This is a genomic window from Paramagnetospirillum magneticum AMB-1, assembly GCF_000009985.1.
GTDB lineage: Bacteria > Pseudomonadota > Alphaproteobacteria > Rhodospirillales > Magnetospirillaceae > Phaeospirillum > Phaeospirillum magneticum.
Genome location: NC_007626.1, coordinates 1,807,164 through 1,825,000, shown reverse-complemented (window position 1 = coordinate 1,825,000; position 17,837 = coordinate 1,807,164). Strand labels below are relative to the sequence as shown.

Annotated in this window: 16 protein-coding genes (1 of these 16 only partly in view); 5 read left to right on the top strand and 11 right to left on the bottom strand. The window is 64.8% G+C overall.

Features of this window, described 5'->3' with window-relative positions:
• A protein-coding gene (locus AMB_RS08515; RefSeq protein WP_011384093.1) for an aspartate aminotransferase family protein crosses the window boundary here: on the top strand, positions 1-512 show its end. Its footprint begins 868 nt before the window's first position; only the last 512 of its 1,380 coding nucleotides appear in the window; its start codon lies beyond the left edge, outside the window; it ends in the stop codon at positions 510-512.
• 138 nt (positions 513-650) lie between these two features.
• Positions 651-1,889, top strand: coding sequence for a 5-aminolevulinate synthase (gene hemA, locus AMB_RS08510; RefSeq protein WP_011384092.1), 1,239 nt, complete (start codon positions 651-653; stop codon positions 1,887-1,889).
• Positions 1,890-2,206: 317 nt separating this feature from the next.
• Here the strand turns inward: hemA and AMB_RS08505 are convergent, their stop codons facing one another.
• Positions 2,207-4,822 (bottom strand): bacteriohemerythrin, encoded by a 2,616-nt coding sequence (locus tag AMB_RS08505; protein ID WP_043743909.1) that lies wholly within the window; start codon positions 4,820-4,822, stop codon positions 2,207-2,209.
• Between the two features lie 241 nt (positions 4,823-5,063).
• Here AMB_RS08505 and AMB_RS08500 point away from each other — a divergent pair, with 241 nt between their 5' ends.
• Positions 5,064-5,873, top strand: a complete 810-nt coding sequence (locus AMB_RS08500; protein ID WP_011384090.1) for an FTR1 family iron permease — start codon at positions 5,064-5,066, stop codon at positions 5,871-5,873.
• 237 nt (positions 5,874-6,110) lie between these two features.
• On the opposite strand, the gene padI is transcribed toward AMB_RS08500, so the two are convergent.
• Genes padI through padE form a run of 5 tightly spaced genes read right to left on the bottom strand, consistent with a single transcriptional unit; the run spans position 6,111 to position 10,822 of the window.
• Positions 6,111-7,520 (bottom strand): NADH-dependent phenylglyoxylate dehydrogenase subunit beta, encoded by a 1,410-nt coding sequence (gene padI, locus AMB_RS08495; RefSeq protein WP_011384089.1) that lies wholly within the window; start codon positions 7,518-7,520, stop codon positions 6,111-6,113.
• 2 nt (positions 7,521-7,522) lie between these two features.
• Positions 7,523-8,755, bottom strand: a complete 1,233-nt coding sequence (padH, locus tag AMB_RS08490) for an NADH-dependent phenylglyoxylate dehydrogenase subunit epsilon (RefSeq protein WP_043746345.1) — start codon at positions 8,753-8,755, stop codon at positions 7,523-7,525.
• Between the two features lie 8 nt (positions 8,756-8,763).
• The gene (gene padG / locus AMB_RS08485; RefSeq protein WP_011384087.1) at positions 8,764-9,981 is read right to left on the bottom strand and encodes an NADH-dependent phenylglyoxylate dehydrogenase subunit alpha; all 1,218 of its coding nucleotides are present in this window, start codon (positions 9,979-9,981) and stop codon (positions 8,764-8,766) included.
• A 2-nt stretch (positions 9,982-9,983) separates the two neighbouring features.
• On the bottom strand, positions 9,984-10,253 hold the full coding sequence (gene padF, locus AMB_RS08480; protein WP_011384086.1) for an NADH-dependent phenylglyoxylate dehydrogenase subunit delta: 270 nt from the start codon (positions 10,251-10,253) through the stop codon (positions 9,984-9,986).
• Positions 10,250-10,822 (bottom strand): NADH-dependent phenylglyoxylate dehydrogenase subunit gamma, encoded by a 573-nt coding sequence (padE, locus tag AMB_RS08475; RefSeq protein WP_011384085.1) that lies wholly within the window; start codon positions 10,820-10,822, stop codon positions 10,250-10,252. The genes padF and padE overlap by 4 nt, the downstream gene beginning before the upstream one ends.
• A 259-nt stretch (positions 10,823-11,081) precedes the next feature.
• Here padE and AMB_RS25925 point away from each other — a divergent pair, with 259 nt between their 5' ends.
• Positions 11,082-11,246: a hypothetical protein gene (locus AMB_RS25925; protein ID WP_011384084.1), complete on the top strand. Its 165-nt coding sequence runs from the start codon at positions 11,082-11,084 to the stop codon at positions 11,244-11,246.
• 37 nt (positions 11,247-11,283) lie between these two features.
• On the opposite strand, the gene AMB_RS08470 is transcribed toward AMB_RS25925, so the two are convergent.
• From AMB_RS08470 to AMB_RS08450, 5 genes are all read right to left on the bottom strand, one after another.
• On the bottom strand, positions 11,284-11,988 hold the full coding sequence (locus AMB_RS08470) for an ABC transporter ATP-binding protein (protein WP_043743905.1): 705 nt from the start codon (positions 11,986-11,988) through the stop codon (positions 11,284-11,286).
• 11 nt (positions 11,989-11,999) lie between these two features.
• On the bottom strand, positions 12,000-12,761 hold the full coding sequence (locus AMB_RS08465) for an ABC transporter ATP-binding protein (protein WP_011384082.1): 762 nt from the start codon (positions 12,759-12,761) through the stop codon (positions 12,000-12,002).
• Positions 12,758-13,705, bottom strand: a complete 948-nt coding sequence (locus tag AMB_RS08460; RefSeq protein WP_011384081.1) for a branched-chain amino acid ABC transporter permease — start codon at positions 13,703-13,705, stop codon at positions 12,758-12,760. The genes AMB_RS08465 and AMB_RS08460 overlap by 4 nt, the downstream gene beginning before the upstream one ends.
• Positions 13,706-13,709: 4 nt before the next feature.
• Positions 13,710-14,585: a branched-chain amino acid ABC transporter permease gene (locus tag AMB_RS08455; RefSeq protein WP_043743902.1), complete on the bottom strand. Its 876-nt coding sequence runs from the start codon at positions 14,583-14,585 to the stop codon at positions 13,710-13,712.
• An 81-nt stretch (positions 14,586-14,666) separates the two neighbouring features.
• Positions 14,667-15,821, bottom strand: coding sequence for an ABC transporter substrate-binding protein (locus tag AMB_RS08450; protein WP_011384079.1), 1,155 nt, complete (start codon positions 15,819-15,821; stop codon positions 14,667-14,669).
• A 303-nt stretch (positions 15,822-16,124) separates the two neighbouring features.
• Between AMB_RS08450 and AMB_RS08445 the strand changes: the two genes are divergently transcribed.
• On the top strand, positions 16,125-17,807 hold the full coding sequence (locus tag AMB_RS08445) for a sensor domain-containing phosphodiesterase (protein WP_011384078.1): 1,683 nt from the start codon (positions 16,125-16,127) through the stop codon (positions 17,805-17,807).
• Positions 17,808-17,837 lie beyond the last annotated feature (30 nt).

Sequence of the window (17,837 nt, the reverse complement as noted above, 5' to 3'; positions counted from 1 at the left end):
GGCTGTCCTCGGGCTATGCCCCGATCTCGGCCCTGATGGTCAATGAGCGGGTTTACGGCCCCGTCGCCGAGGAATCGGGACGCATCGGCGTGTTCGGCCACGGCTACACCTATGGCGGCCACCCGGTGTCGGCCGCGGTGGCGCTGGAGACGCTGAACATCTATGCCGAGCGCGACATCCTGGCCCAGGTGGCCGAGGTCGGCCCGGTGCTGCAGGACGGCTTGCGGGCGTTGCGCGGCCACCCCTTGGTGGGCGAAGCCCGCGGCGTGGGGCTGATCGGCGCCGTGGAACTGGTGGCGGACAAGGCCAACCGGGCCCCCTTCCCGCCCGAACTGGCCGTGGGCGCCCGGGTGGTGGCCAAGGCCCAGGCCAAGGGCGTGATCCTGCGCGCCATGGGCGACGCGGTGGCCTTCGCTCCGCCTCTGGTCATCTCGAAGGCCGATATCGCCGAGATGCTGCGGCGTTTCGGCCTGGCGCTTGACGAAGCTCATGGCGAGCTTGGACGCGGATAACTATGTGATACTTCAGTCGAAAGGCCCGGCGCATTACAGCTTGTACACTTGCGCCCCGGCTTTTCGATCCTCTAGGATCGGCGCACCGGCCCGAGACCCCGGAAAACACGGGGCCTGACGGGTCGAGGGAGGAGAGGAATGGATTACGAGCATTACTTCACCAAGCGGATCAGCGACCTCAAGTCCGAGGGGCGCTATCGGGTGTTCGCCGATCTGGAACGCCAGAAGGGCCGCTTCCCCATCGCCCTCAACTATCGCGACGGCGAAGTGCGCGAAGTGGTGGTGTGGTGCTCCAACGATTATCTCGGCATGGGCCAGCACCCGGAGGTGATCGCCGCCGCCCACGAGGCGCTGGAGCGCTGCGGCGCCGGCGCCGGCGGCACCCGCAACATTTCCGGCACCAACCATTATCACGTGCTGCTGGAAGAGGAGCTGGCCAGCTTCAACGCCAAGGAATCGTCGCTGCTGTTCACCTCGGGCTACGTGGCCAACCAGACTACGCTCTCCACCCTGGGCGCCACCATTCCGGGCTGCGTGGTGTTCTCCGACGAGCTCAACCATAATTCCATGATCGAAGGCATTCGCCACGGCCGCTCGGCCAAGCAGGTCTTCCGTCACAACGACCCCGAGCACCTGGAACAGTTGCTGTCGGCCTATCCGAAGGAGACGCCCAAGCTGGTGGCCTTCGAGTCGGTCTATTCCATGGACGGCGACATCGCCCCCATCGCCGAGATCTGCGACGTGGCCGAGGCCCACAACGCCATGACCTATCTGGACGAGGTCCACGCGGTCGGCATGTATGGCGCCGAAGGGTCCGGCGTGGCCGAGCGCGACGGGGTGCGCGACCGCATCACCATCATCCAGGGGACCCTGGCCAAGGCGCTGGGCGTGGTGGGCGGCTATATCGCCGCCTCGGCCTCCTGCGTCGACTATGTCCGCAGCTTCGGCCCCGGCTTCATCTTCTCGTCGTCCATGCCGCCGGCCACCGCCGCCGCCGCCCTGGCCTCCATCCGGTACTTGCGCGCCCATCCGGAGATCCGCGACCGGCACCAGGAGCGCGCCGCCACGGCCAAGCGCCTGCTGAGCGCACGGGGCATTCCCGTGCTGCCCTCGGTCAGCCACATCGTGCCGGTAATGGTGGGCAACGCCGCCCTGTGCAAGGAAGCCAGCGACCTGCTGCTCAACGAGTACGGCATCTATGTCCAGCCCATCAATTACCCCACCGTTCCCGTGGGAACCGAGCGGCTGCGCATTACGCCGACGCCGCTGCACGACGATGCCATGATGGCCCATCTGGTGGACGCCTTCTCGGCGGTGTGGGACCGGTTGGACCTGCACAAGGTCCACCACCCGAAAACCATCAAGGCGGCGGAGTAACGACAGCTTTTTGTCAGGCTGAGGCCGTACCCTGAATCAAGTCGAGCCGAATCGCTCCGGCATGCCCTCGTTGGAGCAATCGTTCGGTTTGGCCCTCCCAAGACGAAGCCGGCGGGCTCCCCAACTCCCGCCGGCTTCTATCTTTTTGGGGATGTGGCCCAAAATCTTCGCTTCGCGGCAGGGCGACCGCCCAGACCCGTTCGGAGGCGCAGCCTCCGAGCCACCAGCTTTTAAAAGCTGAAGGGTTCGGGAAGCTGTGCTTCCCGGTTGGGGGATCGGGGGCAAAAGCCCCCGAAGGGGAGCGTTTCCACGGCGCTTTAATACACGCCCTTGGAATTGAGGTAGATGGCCGATTTGCGGTCTTCGGCCAGGGTATGACCGACGATCCATTCCTGCAGGAAGGTCAGAACCTCGGCCTCGTTATAGCCGCGCCCTTCGGCCACCGCCGCCTGCAGCTCGGTCAGCTGTTCCAGCAGGCGGTTGTGGCGGGCGCGATGGCTGCTGAGGTCCGGATATTTGTAGCGGATCAGCAGCCCCTCTTCCTCGCTGAAGTGGAAGCGGGCGTATTCGCGCAGCAGGCCCATGGTCTCGGCCACCTCGGCATCGGGCGATTTGCGCTCCATCATGTCGAGGACGGAATTGCCGATCTCGAACAGCCGCCGATGATGGGAATCGATGCGTTGCACCCCTACGGAATATTCGTCGTGCCACTTGATCAGCACGCGGGCGTGCTCACCTGCCTCGACCATGGCCCGGGTCCGCTTGGTGCTGGCCTCGAACAGCTTCCAACGGACCGAGGGAATGTCGCGCAGGGTCTCGGCCGGCACCAGATAGACCTCGCAGCCTTCCAGGGCGCGGACACGCAGCAGGCTGGGAGTGCCGAAGATGGCCACCTCCTCGCCGAAGAAATCGCCGGGCTTGAGCGTCTCGAACATATGCTCGGCCAGGAAGCGGCCGGCGCTGCCCGATTTCAGCATGGCCACCAGGCCGGGGCCGGGCTCGATCACGGTGTCGGCGTCGACGGCCTGACGCTTCATGCCCTGGGCGATGCGGTTCAGCGACTTGGACGACACCACCTCGCCGAACAGCGAGGTCCGCAGCAGGAACTCGCGGTTCTCCAGCAGGCGCGACACGCCCGAGAATACGTCGTTGTACCGCACGAATTCGAGATAGAGCGAACAGGGAATGGCCAGGGCCTGCACGAAGCTGGCGGCGCGGTAGGTCTCGGATGCCGGCGTGCCGAACAGGCCCGACAGCTCGCCGATCAGTGCGCCGGCCGACAGGACCGAGCGCATCTCGATCTCGATGGGGATCATCTCCACGCTGCCCGACAGCAGCAGGTAGATCTGGTCGTTGACCATGCGCTCCTTGACCAGGATGGTGCCGGGATTGAACGTCACCACCGGATTGTTGAGCAGCACCCGGATCTGATGGCGGGGAATGCCGGGAAAATAGGCGTCCAGCGCCTCGAAGGCATAGGGCCAGATGAAATCATGGTTGGACGGGATCAGCACATCCACCGTGCCGAACGAGGCCGACGAGCCGATGGCCTTCTGGGCGCGGGTATTGCGCTGGGAGGTGTGGGCCAGGATGATCTTGCCCGACTTGTCGTCGCGGAAATCATAGGCGTCGCCGTGAATCATGCCGCCGCCCACGTCGATTTTCTTGACGTCGGCCGGGACCAGATAATCGGCGGCGACCTTGTCGTACATGGTCTGGCTGATGCCCGCCGCCTCGGGATCGTCGGTGACGAAGCCCTGCAGCACCGACAGGCGACAGATGTCGGCGAAGTGGGAATAGGTGCGATAGCCGCCCTCCCACATGGCGCGGAAGTGGAAAACGGTGGTCTCGACCGGATGGGGCGAGAAGACCGGCATCACTTCCAGCCCGTCGATGGAGTTCCATTCTCCCTCGATCAGGGGACGGACATCGAAATAGTCCGAGAACGCCCCTTCCTCGATGGAGAGCAGGGCCGCCACCTTCTTGGCCACCGAAGCGCGGACCAGGGGGGTCGAATAGTATTTCAGCTTGTGATCCGAACGGATCAGCGTGGTCAGCCCGGCGAAATGGTCATCGTGGGAGTGGGTATGGAAGATGCCCTCGATCTCATTGACGCCGATGCCCAGGGCATTCAGCGAGTAGAGAATGTTGGGACCGGCATCCACCAGATAGACCTTGCCCTGGAACATGACGATGGACGACATGCTGGGCCGGTTGATGTCCCAGCCATCGCCTTCGCCCGAATGGATGACGGCGAAATACTCGCGGCGCAGACGGTAAAAGCCCAGCGGATAGGGCGATTCGTAGGTCTCGAACGACGGCAGGTTCAGATCCACCACCGCCGTCTGGCCCTGATAGGTGAATTCGAAGACGTTGAACATCATGCGGCGGACGAAGACACCGTTGCGGATCTCCACCGGCTCGTTGTCCACCACCAGGGTGTCGAGCAGATCGCCGGGATGGCGGATATTGCCGAAGGCGAAGCGCAGCTTCATGCGCATCATCTCGCGGGCGCGCTCCGGTGTCTCGCCGGCCTCGACGATCTCTTCCTCGGTCACCAGGCCGTAATTGCCGCGGTAGATGTACTGCATCTGGGCCGACACCTGGTCGGCGCTGCCGATCAGCATGGGCTTGATGCCGGTATTGCCGGGATGATCTGGCAGGATCATGCCCTGGCGATAGAGCATCTGCAGGACGGGAAATTCAGCCAGGTTGGAAAAGCTGCCGTTCTGGACCATGGCGTCCGACAGCAATATGACGTTGGGCCCGGTCTCGAACGGAACGCCGTTGACCTCGGTGGAGACGATCAGCCCCCGTTTCATCAGATGCTTGACCGCGTCGGCGGGACAGCCGCACAGCACCGATACCCCGGCCTGGGCGGCTTCGATCCACCAGACGCCGGTCGTAACCTCGATTTTTCGCAGCAAAGGCATCGCCCCCTCGTCGTCGCCATGGGAGTCTGCACGAGGGGTTCCCGCCCGCCCAGCAAATCCATATTGCATATATAGCACGACCGGGCTGGCCAACCACCCCTGCACGCCGACATCTCGTCAGGCTTTACATTTGTCGTGCAATGACCTATCTCAAGTATGGGAATATTGCAAATGCGAGCTATTTGCAATATTCCTGTCGTGAGTTGAATCAAGCCCCTTCGGGGTGAAGCACGAGGCCCCAATGTTGGCATCAGCCGTCATCGTTTTTCGCGAGGTTCTGGAAGCCGCCCTGATCGTCGGCATTGTCCTGGCCGCCACCAAAGGATTGGCCGGCAGCCGCCGATGGGTGACCGCCGGAATCCTGGCCGGGCTGCTGGGATCGGCCGTCATCGCCGGCTCGGCGGAGGCTCTGTCCGATGCCTTGTCGGGCATGGGACAGGAGCTGTTCAACGCCTCCATTCTGGGAGTGGCCGTGCTGATGCTGGGCTGGCACACCGTCTGGATGAGCAGCCACGGCCGCGAGATGGCCGCCGAGATGAAGCGGGTCGGCCACGCCGTGGTGGTCGGCGCCCGCCCCCTGTCCGTCCTGGCGGTGGTGGTCGGCGTCGCCGTGCTGCGCGAAGGCGCCGAGACCGTGCTGTTCGTCTTCGGCATCTCCACGGCCGAGGAGGGCGGCAAGATGGCCACCATCGCCGGCTGCGCCGTGGGCCTGGGCGCCGGCATCACCGTGGGCACCCTGCTCTATCGCGGCCTGCTGGCCATCCCCACCCGTCACCTGTTCTCGGTCACCACCTGGCTGGTGACCCTGCTGGCCGCCGGCATGGCGGCTCAGGCGGTGACCTATCTGTCCGCCGCCGGCGTGATCGAGATGGCGCCGCAGCCGTTGTGGGATACCTCGTGGCTGCTGTCCGAGACCAGCATCGGCGGCCGCCTGCTCCACACCCTGGTGGGCTATATGGACCGCCCCAGCGCCGTCCAGCTGCTTGCCTATGGCGCCACCTTGCTCGGCATCACCGCCCTGGCGCGGGTGGCCGGACGGCAGCACGCCTGAGGGTCGCGCCATTCCCGGATTGAAGGCTGCGGAGAAACTCCGCTTCGGGGGCGTTTGCCCCCGATCCCCCAACCGGGAAGCACAGCTTCCCGAACCCTTCAGCTTTTTTGAAAAACTGGAGGTTCGGAGGCTGCGCCTCCGAACGGGTCAGGGCGGTCGCCCTGCCGCGAAGCGGGGCCTTTTCAGCCGCCTGCCACCCCCACAAAAAAACTCCCCGCCGAAGCGGGGAGCGATATCTCAGTTCCGTGCGATTTCCCGCCTTGCGGGCTGGGAAGGTTCGGCTCCGGCCGGGGTGGAGGATCCGGCCGGAGCCCGATGCGCCGCGGGAGGCGGAGGGGACTCCGCCGCCATCAGTTTGAGCAGCGCAACCTGCTCGTCCACCTTGGCCTGGATGTGGGCGAGCTGGTCGGGGGAAAGATGCCGGTACTTGCCGATCATCTTGACGTAGGCGGACACCGGATGGGCGTTGTCCGGCGAATGGGTGAAGCGCAGCCCGCTGGTATTGGTGTATTCCCACAGCGGATTGAAGTTGCTGTCCACGCTCAGGCGGCAGGCGTCGATCACCTTGGACGACGGAATGCGCCAGCCGGTGGGGCACGGCGAATAGATATGGAGGTAGGAGAAGCCCTCGAACGACGCCGCGATGGCGCGGTCCAGCTTCTCGTAGAGATCCTCCATGTAGCCGGTGGACGCCGTGGCCACATAGCGGCACTTGTGGGCCGTCATGATCAGCGGCAGGTTCTTGGCGTCCTGGGTCTTGCCCTGCATGTGCTCGCCCACCGGAGTGGTCGAGGTCCACGAGCCGTAGGGCGTGGTGCCCGAGCGCTGCATGCCGGTGTTCATGTAGCCTTCGTTGTCGACGCAGACATACAGCACCTTCTCGCCCCGCTCCGCCGCACCCGACACGGCATGGAAGCCGCAATCGGCGGTGCCGCCGTCCCCGGCCAGGGCCATCACCACGATGTCCTTGCGGCCGATGCGGTCGTAATAGCGGCGGATGCCCGACAGCATGGAGGCGGTGTTGGTCAGCAGCGGATGGAACACCGGAACCTTGGTGCCGGTCTTGCCGTTATAGCCCACCGAGCCCATGCCGGGGATGCAGCCCGGCGGGGTGGCCAGCACCGAATTACGGCCGATCTTGCGCATGGCGTGGCGCATGATCAGCTCGGAATTGCAGCCCTGGCAGCCCGACAGGCCGGGCACGAACAGGTCTTCCTTGGCGCCGTACTCGTTGAAGATGGAGCCCGCCTTGCGGAACTCCAGCGCTCCCGTCGGGCAGACCTTGACGCAGGCGGGGTCGCCGTCGCACTGGTCGCACTTGCCGACGCGGGCCACACTCTCGTCCACCGCGATACCGCCATAGGCGCAGCCGGCGGTGCACAGCAGGCAGTCCACGCATTTGGAGGCGTCCCAGCCGATGATTCCGTTGCCGCCATCCTTGTCCAGGGCGCCGGAGGGGCAGACCTGGACGCATTTGGGATCGCCGCACTGGCGGCACAGCGCCGTCTCGAAGCTGCCGGCCTTGGCGCCGGGAACGATGGAAATCCGGGACGCGCCGCCCTTGGCCTGGGAACAGGCCGTCATGCAGTCGCCACAGCCGTCGCAGAGCGAAGCCTTGAAGCTGATGCTGTCGAATGCCACGCCCATGTTTATCTCCACTGCTCGCTCATCAGGCGCCGCCCGGTTTCCACCGGCCGGGCCAGGAAGGCGTCCTTGCATTCGCTCAAATCCACCCGGCGGCGGATCAGTTCGCCCATGATGCCCACGTCGAAGGGTTCGTCGACGCTGGCGTAGCCCACCAGGCGGTTGCCTTCGAGGACCAGCCGGCGATAGGCGCCCGACGCCGTCTCGACCGCCTCGACGCCATCGGTGGCGGCGGCCCGGCCGATGGACAGCGCCACCCGGCCGAAGAAGCGGTAGGTGTTGACCGGCAGGCCGCCGGCGTAGTCCTTGCGGTAGGAATCTCCGGCCATGCCCTGGCCGGCAATCTTGCCCTGCTCCACCGCGGTGGGGATGATGCCGATCAGGGCCTTGTTGCCGCTGGCGAAGTCGGTGGCCTGGGCCACGTCGCCCGCCGCCCAGACGCCATCGATGTTGGTGCGCATGGCCTCGTCCACCACCACGCCCCTGTCCACCAGAACGCCCGAGCCCTCCAGCCAGTCGGTGACCGGACGGACCCCGGTGGCCACCAGCAGCAGGTCGGCCGCGATGGTGGTGCCGTCATCGACCATGACCTTGCCCGGCGCCACCTCGACCACCTTGCGCCCGAGCTTCAGCTCCACGCCGTGCGTGGTGAAGGCGTCCTCGATGCGGGTGCTGGCCTTGGCATCGAAATAGCCGGGCAGGACGTGGCCCTGCATCTCCACCACCGTGACCTTCAATCCGGCCTCGGCCATGTTCTCGGCGGCGTGCAGCCCCACCAGACCGGCCCCCAGCACCACGGCCGTTTTGGCCGCGCCCATGGCGCCGCGCAGGCCCTCAGCGTCGGCCAGACTGCGCAGCACATGATAGGTCACGCCGTCCAGCCCCTTGACCGGCGGAATGGCGGGCGCGGCGCCCGAGGCGATCAGCAGGGACTGGTAGCGCCAGACCTCGCCGTTCTCCAGGGTCACCGCACGCGCCTTGGCATCCAGCGACACCGCCCGCGCATTGGGCACATAGGCGCAGTTGTTCGCCGCGAAGAAGGCGGGATCGCGCAGCAGCACCTTGTCCGGCGCCGACCGTCCCGACACCACATAGGGCAGGATGGTGGGCGAATAGGGCAACCGGTCGTCGCGGGTCAGCATGGCCATGGAGCCGTCCGGGTCCACCAGACGGATGGCGCGCAGGGCTTCCAGCGCCGCATGGCTGGAGCCGACGAGAAGGTATTTGGCCTCGGGCATCATCGACCTCAATCGTTCTCGTTCAGCCACACGGGACCGGTGGCGGCTTCGCCCCCGGCCAGACGGAAGGTCCGGTGCACCACCTCGGCGAAGTGCTCGACGGTGATGTCGGCCCCGGCCAGACCGCCGATGAAGCTCATCATGGGGATACGGACCGGTTGGGCATACATGGCGGCCAGGACTTCCTGGTACACCGGGCCGCAGTTCCAGCCGAAGTTGACCGACCGGTCGACCACACCGACCGCCTTCACCCTGGACAGCGCCTGGGCGATGCGGGCGGCGGGAAACGGACGGAAGGTCTTGATCTTGACCAGACCGATCTTCTTGCCGGAAGCGCGGGCGTCATCCACCGCATCCTTGGCGGCGCCGGTCATGGAGCCGATGGTGACCAGGGCCACTTCGGCGTCCTCCATGCGGTATTCCTCGATCAGCGGCGACCAGTAGCGTCCGGTGCGCCGGCCCCAATCCTCGTGGGCTTCCTCGATGATCCGGAGCGCGTCCTGCATGCCGGCGCAGATGCCCTTGCGATACTTGACGAACAGCGAGGGACCGATGCCGCCGGCCCCGCCGGTCAGCGGGTCCACCGCCATGGGGCGCTCCGGGTCGAGACAGGCATGCCAGTTGACCTGCTTCTCGCCCAGGAAGGCATCGACGACCGACTGGTCGGGCAACTCCACCCGCGCCACGCCATAGGACAGGTAATTGCCGTCATGGTTGACGTTGACCGGCAGCATCACGTCAGGATGCTCGGCCACCTTGTAGGCGATGGGAATGGTGTCGAGGATTTCCTGCTGGGTCTCGCAGTACATGTGAATCCAGCCCACCTCCTTCACCGTCATGGCGTCCTGCTGCCCGCCCCAGACGCAGGTGGGTGACACCGCGTCGCGGGTCACCAGCGACACCACCATGGGCAGGCGCAGGCCCGGGGTGCGGAAATAGGGCTCGAACATGAAGGCCAGCCCCTGGGCCGAGGTGGCGGAATAGGTCCGCGCCCCGGCCAGGACGGCGCCGTGCAGCACCGACAGCACGGTGTGCTCGCCCTCCACGTCCATCAGGTCGGCGTCCATGCGGCCGTCGGCGATAAACTGGGCGAGATATTCCACCAGCGAGCTTTGCGGCGTGATGGGATAGACGGCCACCATGTCGGGACGCGACAGGCAGGCGCCCCAGGCCGCCGCCTCGTTACCGTCGCAGACGATGACCTTGCCGGTCGAAACCTTGTTCATGGTCAGCCCTCCGCCTCTTCAACCATCTTGATGGCGCGGTGCGGGCATTCCTCGGCGCAGATGCCGCAGCCCTTGCAATAGTCGTAGTTGAAGTCGAACCACGCCGCCTTCTCGACCACGCACTGCACCGGGCAATACAGCCAGCAGGTGGCGCATTTGACGCAGCGGTCGCGATCGACGATGGGACGCAGCGCCCGCCAGTCGCCGGTGAGCATGGTGGTGTACTCGGTGGCGATGGGACACATGTTGTCGGGAACATTGCGGAGGCTCATGCCACCTTCTCCTTGGCCAGATCGAGGATCTGGGTCTCGGCATAGCCGCGCCGCACCGCCTCGATATTCTGCTTGAGGCCGGCGTCGCGGAAATGGGTTTCCTCCAGCGCCTTCTCCAGCGAGTCCACGCTGACCAGCCCGGTAGCCTTGGCGAAGGCGCCCAGCATGATGGTGTTGGTGATCTGGCGCTTGAAGATGTCCATGGCGATGGTGATGGCGTTGCAGACCGCCACCCGTTCCACCACCGGCGGCACCTCGATCTCGCCCGGCACCTTGGAGGTCGCCAGAATCAGGGTGCCCCCCTTGGGCATGCCGGCATAAACGTCCACGGCGCGCACCACGGTGGGATCGATCACCACCACGATATCGGGCGAGTAGATATTCGTGACACGGCGAATCACCGTATCGGATAGCCGGAGAAACGCCACGACCGGCGCGCCGCGGCGTTCGAAGCCGAAAGCGGGGATGGCCATGACGTGACGGCCTTCCTCCACCAGAGCGGCGGCAAGAATGGCCGAAGCCAAGACGGCACCTTGTCCGCCACGGCCATGAAGACGCACTTCATGCATGGTTTCCCGATCCTCCCGATAACCTCTAAGCATCCTCCGGCTCGTTGCGGCCGGTTAATTCGGTACTTGATTACCTATTACAGTTTTCAGATGGCAAAAGCAAGTTTCGTATCACGTTGCATTGCGAAATCCGCATGGAGGGTTTCGCCCGGATCAGGTCGATTTTGCTGGATTTTGCAGTGCGGGATGAGGTAGCTACTCCTTCAGGATATGCCGATACCTCCTTAGGGTAGGTAGACATACTTAGAGGCTTGAAAATATGTACGAAACCGTGAGCAACTCGAACGCAACCAATGTGCGGAGCCTGATCACCCTGACCATCGTAGCGGTAAGCACTTTGGCCGTGGTGATCCTGTGTTCGCCGGCGGTGGGCCTGTACGAACTCGGCCCGGCGCAAAAGCAAATCGCCGCCAGCGGGCGCTGACGGCGATTGCTTTACTCCCAGCCGGAGCGGGGCGGCGTCACAGCCCCAGATAGGCTTCCTTCACCTTGTCGTCGTTGAGCAGGCGCGACCCCTGGTCGGTCAGCACCACCGCGCCGGTCTCCAGCACATAGCCGCGGTCGGCGATGGCCAAGGCGGCATAGGCGTTCTGCTCCACCAGGAAGATGGTCATGCCGCCATCCTTGAGCGCCTGGATGGTGCGGAAGATTTCCGCCACCAGCAGCGGCGCCAAGCCCATGGACGGCTCGTCCAGCAGCAGGACCCGGGGATTGGCCATCAGGGCGCGGGCGATGGCCAGCATCTGCTGCTGCCCGCCCGACAGGGTGCCGGCCGGAAGCTCCCGTTTCTTGTGCAGAATGGGGAACATCTCGTACATGCGGTCCATGTCGGCCTTGATATCGGGGCCGTGGCGGCGATAGGCGCCAAGACGCAGATTGTCCTCCACCGACATGGGGCCGAACACCTGGCGCCCCTCGGGGGACTGGCTGATGCCCAGCCCCACTCGGGCCTCGGGCGACATCTTGGTGATGTCCTGGCCGGCGAACTTGATGCTTCCGCCGGTGACGCCCTGAACGCCGGAGATGCAGCGCAGCAGGGTGGTCTTGCCGGCGCCATTGGCGCCCACCAAGGCCACCAGTTCGCCTTCCGCCACCTGGACGTCGATGCCCTTGAGGGCCTGGATGCGACCGTAATGGCTGGTCAGGCCGGAGATTTCGAGCAGCATTCCCGCCTCCATCAGCCGTGGGTGCCGAGATAGGCGCTGACCACTTCCGGATTGGCGCGCACCTCGGCCGGGGTGCCCTCGGCCAGCTTGCGCCCGTAATCCAACGCCGTGATCTGGTCGGAAATACCCATCACCATTTTCATGTCGTGCTCCACCAGCACCACCGTGACACCGGTGGTGGCGACCTTCTTGATGACCTCGTCGATCTCGCGGCTTTCGGTGGCGTTCAGGCCCGCCGCCGGTTCGTCCAGCAGCAGCAGCTTGGGCTGGGCCGCCAGGGCGCGGGCGATTTCCAGGCGCTTCAGCGCGCCATAGGGCATGGAGGCGGCATCGGCATCCAGGTACTTGCCCAGGCCCACGAACTCCATCAGCCCGGCGCAATACTCCCGACACTCGCGGTCGCGGCGCGTCACCTTGGGCAGGCGCAGCAGCGAGGGGAGGAAACGGCGGTCCAGATGCAGGTGATGGCCGACCATGACGTTCTCGATGGCCTGCATGTTGAAGAAGATCTGCAGGTTCTGGAACGTGCGGCTCATGCCCAGTTCGGCCAGTTCATAGGGCTTCATGCCCGAGACCAGCCGGTCCTGAAACAGGACCCGGCCCGAGCTGGGGGTGTAGACCCCGGTGATCAGGTTGAACAGCGTGGTCTTGCCCGCGCCGTTGGGACCGATGATGGAGTGGATGTGCCCCGCCTCCACCGAGAAGGTCAGGTCCTCGACCGCGTGGACGCCGCCGAATTCCTTGGAGAGCTTTTCGACCTTGAGCAGGCTCATTTCCCGGCCTCCCGGCGCTTGAGACTGGCAAGCAGGCTGGGCAGCAGGCCCTTGGGCATGAAGATCATGGTGCCCATCATGATGGCGCCCAGGATCATGGCTTCATACTGCTCCACCGCCGCCAGCACCTGGGGCAGCAGGGTGAGGATCACCGCGCCGATCAGGGCGCCGTAGATGGAGGCCATGCCGCCCAGCACTACCATGGTCACCAGTTCCACCGAATGGAAGAAGCTGGAGATGTCCGGGGTGATGAAGCCGTTCTTATGGGCGAACAGCGAGCCCACCACCGAGGCGAACACCGCCGAGACCACGAAGACCAGAACCTTGTAGCTGGAGGTGTCGACGCCGACCACCTCGGCCCCCACCTCGGAGCCGTGCACGGCCCGAAGCGCCCGGCCCACCGGCGATTCGATCAGGTTGAGCGACAGCCACACGGCGAGGACCAACAGCACGCCGGTCACCCAATACCACATCTGGTCGCCCTTGATGGTGAAGCCCAGCATCTTGAAATTGCCCAGGCTCATGCCGTCGGGACCGCCGGTGATGCCGGCTTCGGTCTTCAACACGATGTGAATGATGATGCCGATGCCCAGCGTCGCCATGGCCAGATAGTGGCCCTTGAGCTTGAGAATGGGCCGCGCCACCACGAAGGCCAGGATGCCCACCACCGAGGCCGAAAGGACCAGGGCGCCGATGGCCGGCACGCCGTAGCGTTCGGTCAGGATGCCGCTGCCATAGGCGCCCAGGGCGAAGAACCCCGCATGCCCCAGGCTGATCTGGCCGGCATAGCCGATCAGCAGATTCAGCCCGACGCACAGGATGGCGTTGAACATGGCGTTGACGCCGACATCGTAGAAATAGCTGTTGGAGAAGCCGAGCGGGGCGAGCGTGATGACGATCGCCAGGGCCGCCAGCCCTCCGGTCCGTGCTGTCTTGAGGTTCATGGCGTCACACCCGATCCGTGCCGCGCTTGCCGAACAGGCCGCTGGGCATGAAGAACAGAACGAAGAGAATGATGATGAAGGCGATGGCGTCCTTGTAGGCCGACGACAGATAGCCCGAGGCCATGGCCTCGGCGATGCCGACGATCAGGCCGCCGATGATGGCGCCCGTCCCGTTGCCCAGGCCGCCCAGCACCGCCGCCGAAAAGCCCTTGAGCCCCAGCATGATGCCCGCCTCGTAATTGGTGAAGGTGATGGGAGTGACCACGATGCCGCCCACCGCGCCCAGCAGGGCCGACAGCGCGAAGCTGGCCAGCAGCACCCTCTTCACCGCCACGCCCACCAATTGGGCGGCCAGGCGGTTGTGCGAGGTGCCCAGCATGGCCTTGCCGAACATGGTGCGGTTGAAGAAGTACCACAGCAGGGCGATGGCCACCGCCGAAATACCGAACACCCACAGGCTCTGGGGCATCAGGGTGGCTCCCATGACGGCGATGGGCGTCTCGCCCGAGAAGGCCGGCAGGGAATGGAATTCCTTGTCCCAGATCAGCTGGGCGGCACCGCGCATGAAGATGGAGGCGCCGATGGTGATGATGATGATGGTGACCACGTCGGCATTGCGCGCCGGTTCGATGGCGAACTTCTCCATGGCGACGCCCACCAGCATGGAGGCGGCCATGGCCAGGGGAATGGCCAGGTAGATGGGGACGCCCGCCGCGACCATGGTGGCGGTGGCCATGCCGCCGATCATGATGAACTCGCCCTGGGCGAAGTTGATCACGTGGCTGGCGTTGTAGATGATGGCGAATCCGAGACCGGCCAGCGCGTAGATCGCGCCCGAGGTCAGCCCGGAGAACAGATACTGCAGGAATGCGGCGAACATGCTTCCCCCAACTCTATCGGCGGGGTCGTCCGGCGGCCCGCCCCCGGACAGGGGGGGCAAGGCCGCCGGCAAACCATGGGATCAGTCGATCAGAACCCAGTCACCCTTGCGGATTTCCAGCATATGGAAAGCCGACGGCGACAGGCCCATGTGGTCGGTGGCGCTCATGGAGACCAGGCCGCCGGTGCCCACATAGCCCGAGGTCTTCTCGATCTCGTCGCGGACCTTGGCCTTGTCCGTGGACTTGGCCCGGTTGATGGCGGCGAGAGCGATCTGCAGACCGTCATAGGCGTGACCGGCGAAGGTCGAGACATCCGACTTGAAGGCGGCCTCGTAATCCTTCTTGAAGGCGGTCACCACCGGCTTTTGCGGGTCGGAGGCGGGCAGCTGCTCGGGAACCACCTGGCCGGCGGCCGGCAGGCGGATGCCCTCGGCCGCGTCGCCGGCCAGCTTGATGAAGTCCTTGGAGGCGACGCCGTGGGACTGATACAGCGGCAGGGCGATGCCCAGCTGCTTGAAGTTCTTGGTGACGATGGCCGGCCCCTGGCCGAAGCCGAAGTTGAACACCGCCTGGACGCCGGGGGCGTTCTTGATCTTGGTGAGCTGGGCGGTGACGTCGGGGTCCTTGGGCGAGTAGATCTCGTCGGCGACCACTTCGATGCCGAAGCTCTTGACCACGGCCAGCGACTGGTCATGGCCCGACTTGCCGAAGCCCGCATCCTCCGAGATCATGCCGATCTTGGTGATGCCGCGCTTCTTCATGTCCGAGAACACCTTCTCGGCCGCCATCTTGTCGGTGTGGGGGGTCTTGAACACCCACTTCTTCACCGGCTCGACGATGACCACGGCGCCGGCCAGCGAGATGAACGGCACCTCGTTGCGCTCGGCCAGCGGCACGGCGGCCATGGTGGTCGCGGTGGTGGAGCCGCCAATCAGCAAGTCGACCTTGTCGCTTTCGATCAGGCGCTTGGTGAAGGTGGAGGCCTTTTCGCCGGCGCCGCCGTCGTCATAGACCACCAGCTCGATCTTGCGGCCCTGAACGCCGCCTTCCTTGTTGATGCGCTCGACATACATCTCGAGCGTCTTCTTCTCGGGCTCGCCCAGGAAGGAGGCCGGACCGGTGACGGACAAAATAGACCCGATCTTGATGGGATCGGCCGCCTGGGCAAGCCCGGCGATGGTGGAGCAACCGGCGACGACGACAGCCGCCGCGCCCCATTTCATGAGGTTACGCATTCATTTTCCTCCCAGAAGCAGCTCACGGCTTGTCCCGCCGCGTAGCCTATCTAAGGGGCTATTTAACCCGAGAGCAATCCATTACGCCACGAAAAAATTGCGCATTTGAGTACCGGATTGCTTATTGACGGAAGACGAGCAATTTGCCGCCGATCTCCACCGACCGGCGGCAGCGCATTCTCATACAGAGGTATGCCTACCCGCCGGATATCCGTAATCGCCTTGAAACGATATGTAGCTTTTTGTAACTTACTTGTGGGGGATTAGTACCGTGGATCACCAGTCTTTGGAGGTCGGGAGCCCATGGGTAGCGGGGATGCATCGCTTGTTGAAAAACTGAAGCTGCAGCGGGACCGGTTCATCGCTTTTGCGTTTGCCGGCGCCGATCTGCTGTTGGAGATGAACGACGAGGACGTCGTCACCTATTCCGCCGGCGCGGGCGAAGCCCTGTACGGCATCTCGGATTCCGAGCTGCTGGGGCGGCCGCTGGCCGAGTTCATCTTCCAGCGCGACAAGGACAAGTTCACCGACGCGATCCAGCGGCTGCGCAATTCCGGGCGGCTGGATCACACGCCGCTGTCAATGGTCGGGGCTTCGGGCGCCGTGTCGCGCATGCGCATGGCGGGCATCAAGCTGCCCCAGTTCCCCACCGGCTATCATCTGGTGCTGTCGCGCATCTCGCCCCTGGCCACCAGCGAGAACGACCAGTCGGGCCAGACCGCCGACCCCCGGGTGCGCTTCGTCGACATGGTGCGCCAGCGCCTGAATGAGGCCAACCGCCTGGGCGAGGACTACACCTTAACCATGTTCGACCTGTCGGCCTCGAAGTTCGGCGGCACCGAGCCGGCGCTGCTGCAAAGCTTCTTTTCCACGCTCCATCACGCCCTGGAAGGATGCTCGGTCCGCCAGTCCTCGGCCGGCGCCCTCAACGAGCGGGCCTTCGGCCTGGTGCACGACCAGACAGTCAGTTCCGGCGATGTGCAGGAAAAGGTCAACGAGGTGTTCCGCCAGTTCAGCGGCAAGGTCAAGGGCGCCTCCCTGAAGATGCACAGCGCCTCGCTGGAGATGGACGATTCCGCCATGTCCGAAGACGATCTCGGCAAGGCGTTGAACTTCATCATCAACGGCTTCGTCAGAGACAGCGCCAAGTTTGCCATCAAATCCCTGGCCGAGGGCGCCAAGGTGGCGGTGGAAGACACTCTGGTGCGAGTGCGCAATTTCCGCAAGATGATCCGCGGCGACAAGCTGGCCTTCTTCTTCCAGCCCATGGTGAACGTCAGCACCGGCACCGTGCTGGCCTACGAGGCCTTCGGCCGCATCGCCCACGACAAGGGCTTCTTCGCGCCGTCGCAGATCATTCCCTTCGCCACCGACGTGGGCGTCATCGGCGAGTTCGACCTGATGGCGGTGAGAAAGGCCCTGGCGGCCATGAAGGCCGCCTCGGACATTTCGGCGCTGGCCAGCATCGCCGTCAACGTCTCGGGCACCTCACTGGGCAACCCCGCCTTCTATCACTCCCTGGTCAAGATCCTGGAGGAGAACAAGCCGGTCCTCGCTCGTCTGGTCCTCGAGATCACCGACGCGGCCCGCATCTACAATCTGGACGAAGCGCGGCGCCTGCTGGCCCGCATTAAGCGCCTGGGCGTGCGCCTGTCGCTGGACGATTTCGGCTCGGGCGGCGCCGCCTTCGACATCTTGAAGATCCTGCCCGCCGATTACGTCAAGATCGATCGCGACTACATTTTCGACGCGCGGGAAAAGCGCGGCCGCTCGGTGCTGCGCGCCATGGTCAGCCTCACCCATGACCTGGGCATGACCGCCATCGGCGAGTGTATCGAGGACAGCCAGATGCTGGCCGTCCTCAAGGACGTGGGCATCGAATACGCCCAGGGCCATTTCTTCTCGCCCCCGGCCTTGGATGCGGCGCGCAAGATCAAGTACTACAAGGACCATCTCAAGGTCGCCGAACCCTCGGCCGCCGAATAGCCCCGCCTTTCGCCGCCCAGCCCTGACGCC

Bases quoted from the DNA above. Each gene is read 5' to 3' on its own strand.
- hemA (WP_011384092.1), top strand. From the start codon at position 651: ATGGATTACGAGCATTACTTCACCAAGCGGATCAGCGACCTCAAGTCC.
- AMB_RS08505 (WP_043743909.1), bottom strand. From the start codon at position 4,822: ATGCCTTTGCTGCGAAAAATCGAGGTTACGACCGGCGTCTGGTGGATC.
- AMB_RS08500 (WP_011384090.1), top strand. From the start codon at position 5,064: ATGTTGGCATCAGCCGTCATCGTTTTTCGCGAGGTTCTGGAAGCCGCC.
- padI (WP_011384089.1), bottom strand. From the start codon at position 7,520: ATGGGCGTGGCATTCGACAGCATCAGCTTCAAGGCTTCGCTCTGCGAC.
- padH (WP_043746345.1), bottom strand. From the start codon at position 8,755: ATGCCCGAGGCCAAATACCTTCTCGTCGGCTCCAGCCATGCGGCGCTG.
- padG (WP_011384087.1), bottom strand. From the start codon at position 9,981: ATGAACAAGGTTTCGACCGGCAAGGTCATCGTCTGCGACGGTAACGAG.
- padF (WP_011384086.1), bottom strand. From the start codon at position 10,253: ATGAGCCTCCGCAATGTTCCCGACAACATGTGTCCCATCGCCACCGAG.
- padE (WP_011384085.1), bottom strand. From the start codon at position 10,822: ATGCATGAAGTGCGTCTTCATGGCCGTGGCGGACAAGGTGCCGTCTTG.
- AMB_RS25925 (WP_011384084.1), top strand. From the start codon at position 11,082: ATGTACGAAACCGTGAGCAACTCGAACGCAACCAATGTGCGGAGCCTG.
- AMB_RS08470 (WP_043743905.1), bottom strand. From the start codon at position 11,988: ATGCTGCTCGAAATCTCCGGCCTGACCAGCCATTACGGTCGCATCCAG.
- AMB_RS08465 (WP_011384082.1), bottom strand. From the start codon at position 12,761: ATGAGCCTGCTCAAGGTCGAAAAGCTCTCCAAGGAATTCGGCGGCGTC.
- AMB_RS08460 (WP_011384081.1), bottom strand. From the start codon at position 13,705: ATGAACCTCAAGACAGCACGGACCGGAGGGCTGGCGGCCCTGGCGATC.
- AMB_RS08455 (WP_043743902.1), bottom strand. From the start codon at position 14,585: ATGTTCGCCGCATTCCTGCAGTATCTGTTCTCCGGGCTGACCTCGGGC.
- AMB_RS08450 (WP_011384079.1), bottom strand. From the start codon at position 15,821: ATGCGTAACCTCATGAAATGGGGCGCGGCGGCTGTCGTCGTCGCCGGT.
- AMB_RS08445 (WP_011384078.1), top strand. From the start codon at position 16,125: ATGGGTAGCGGGGATGCATCGCTTGTTGAAAAACTGAAGCTGCAGCGG.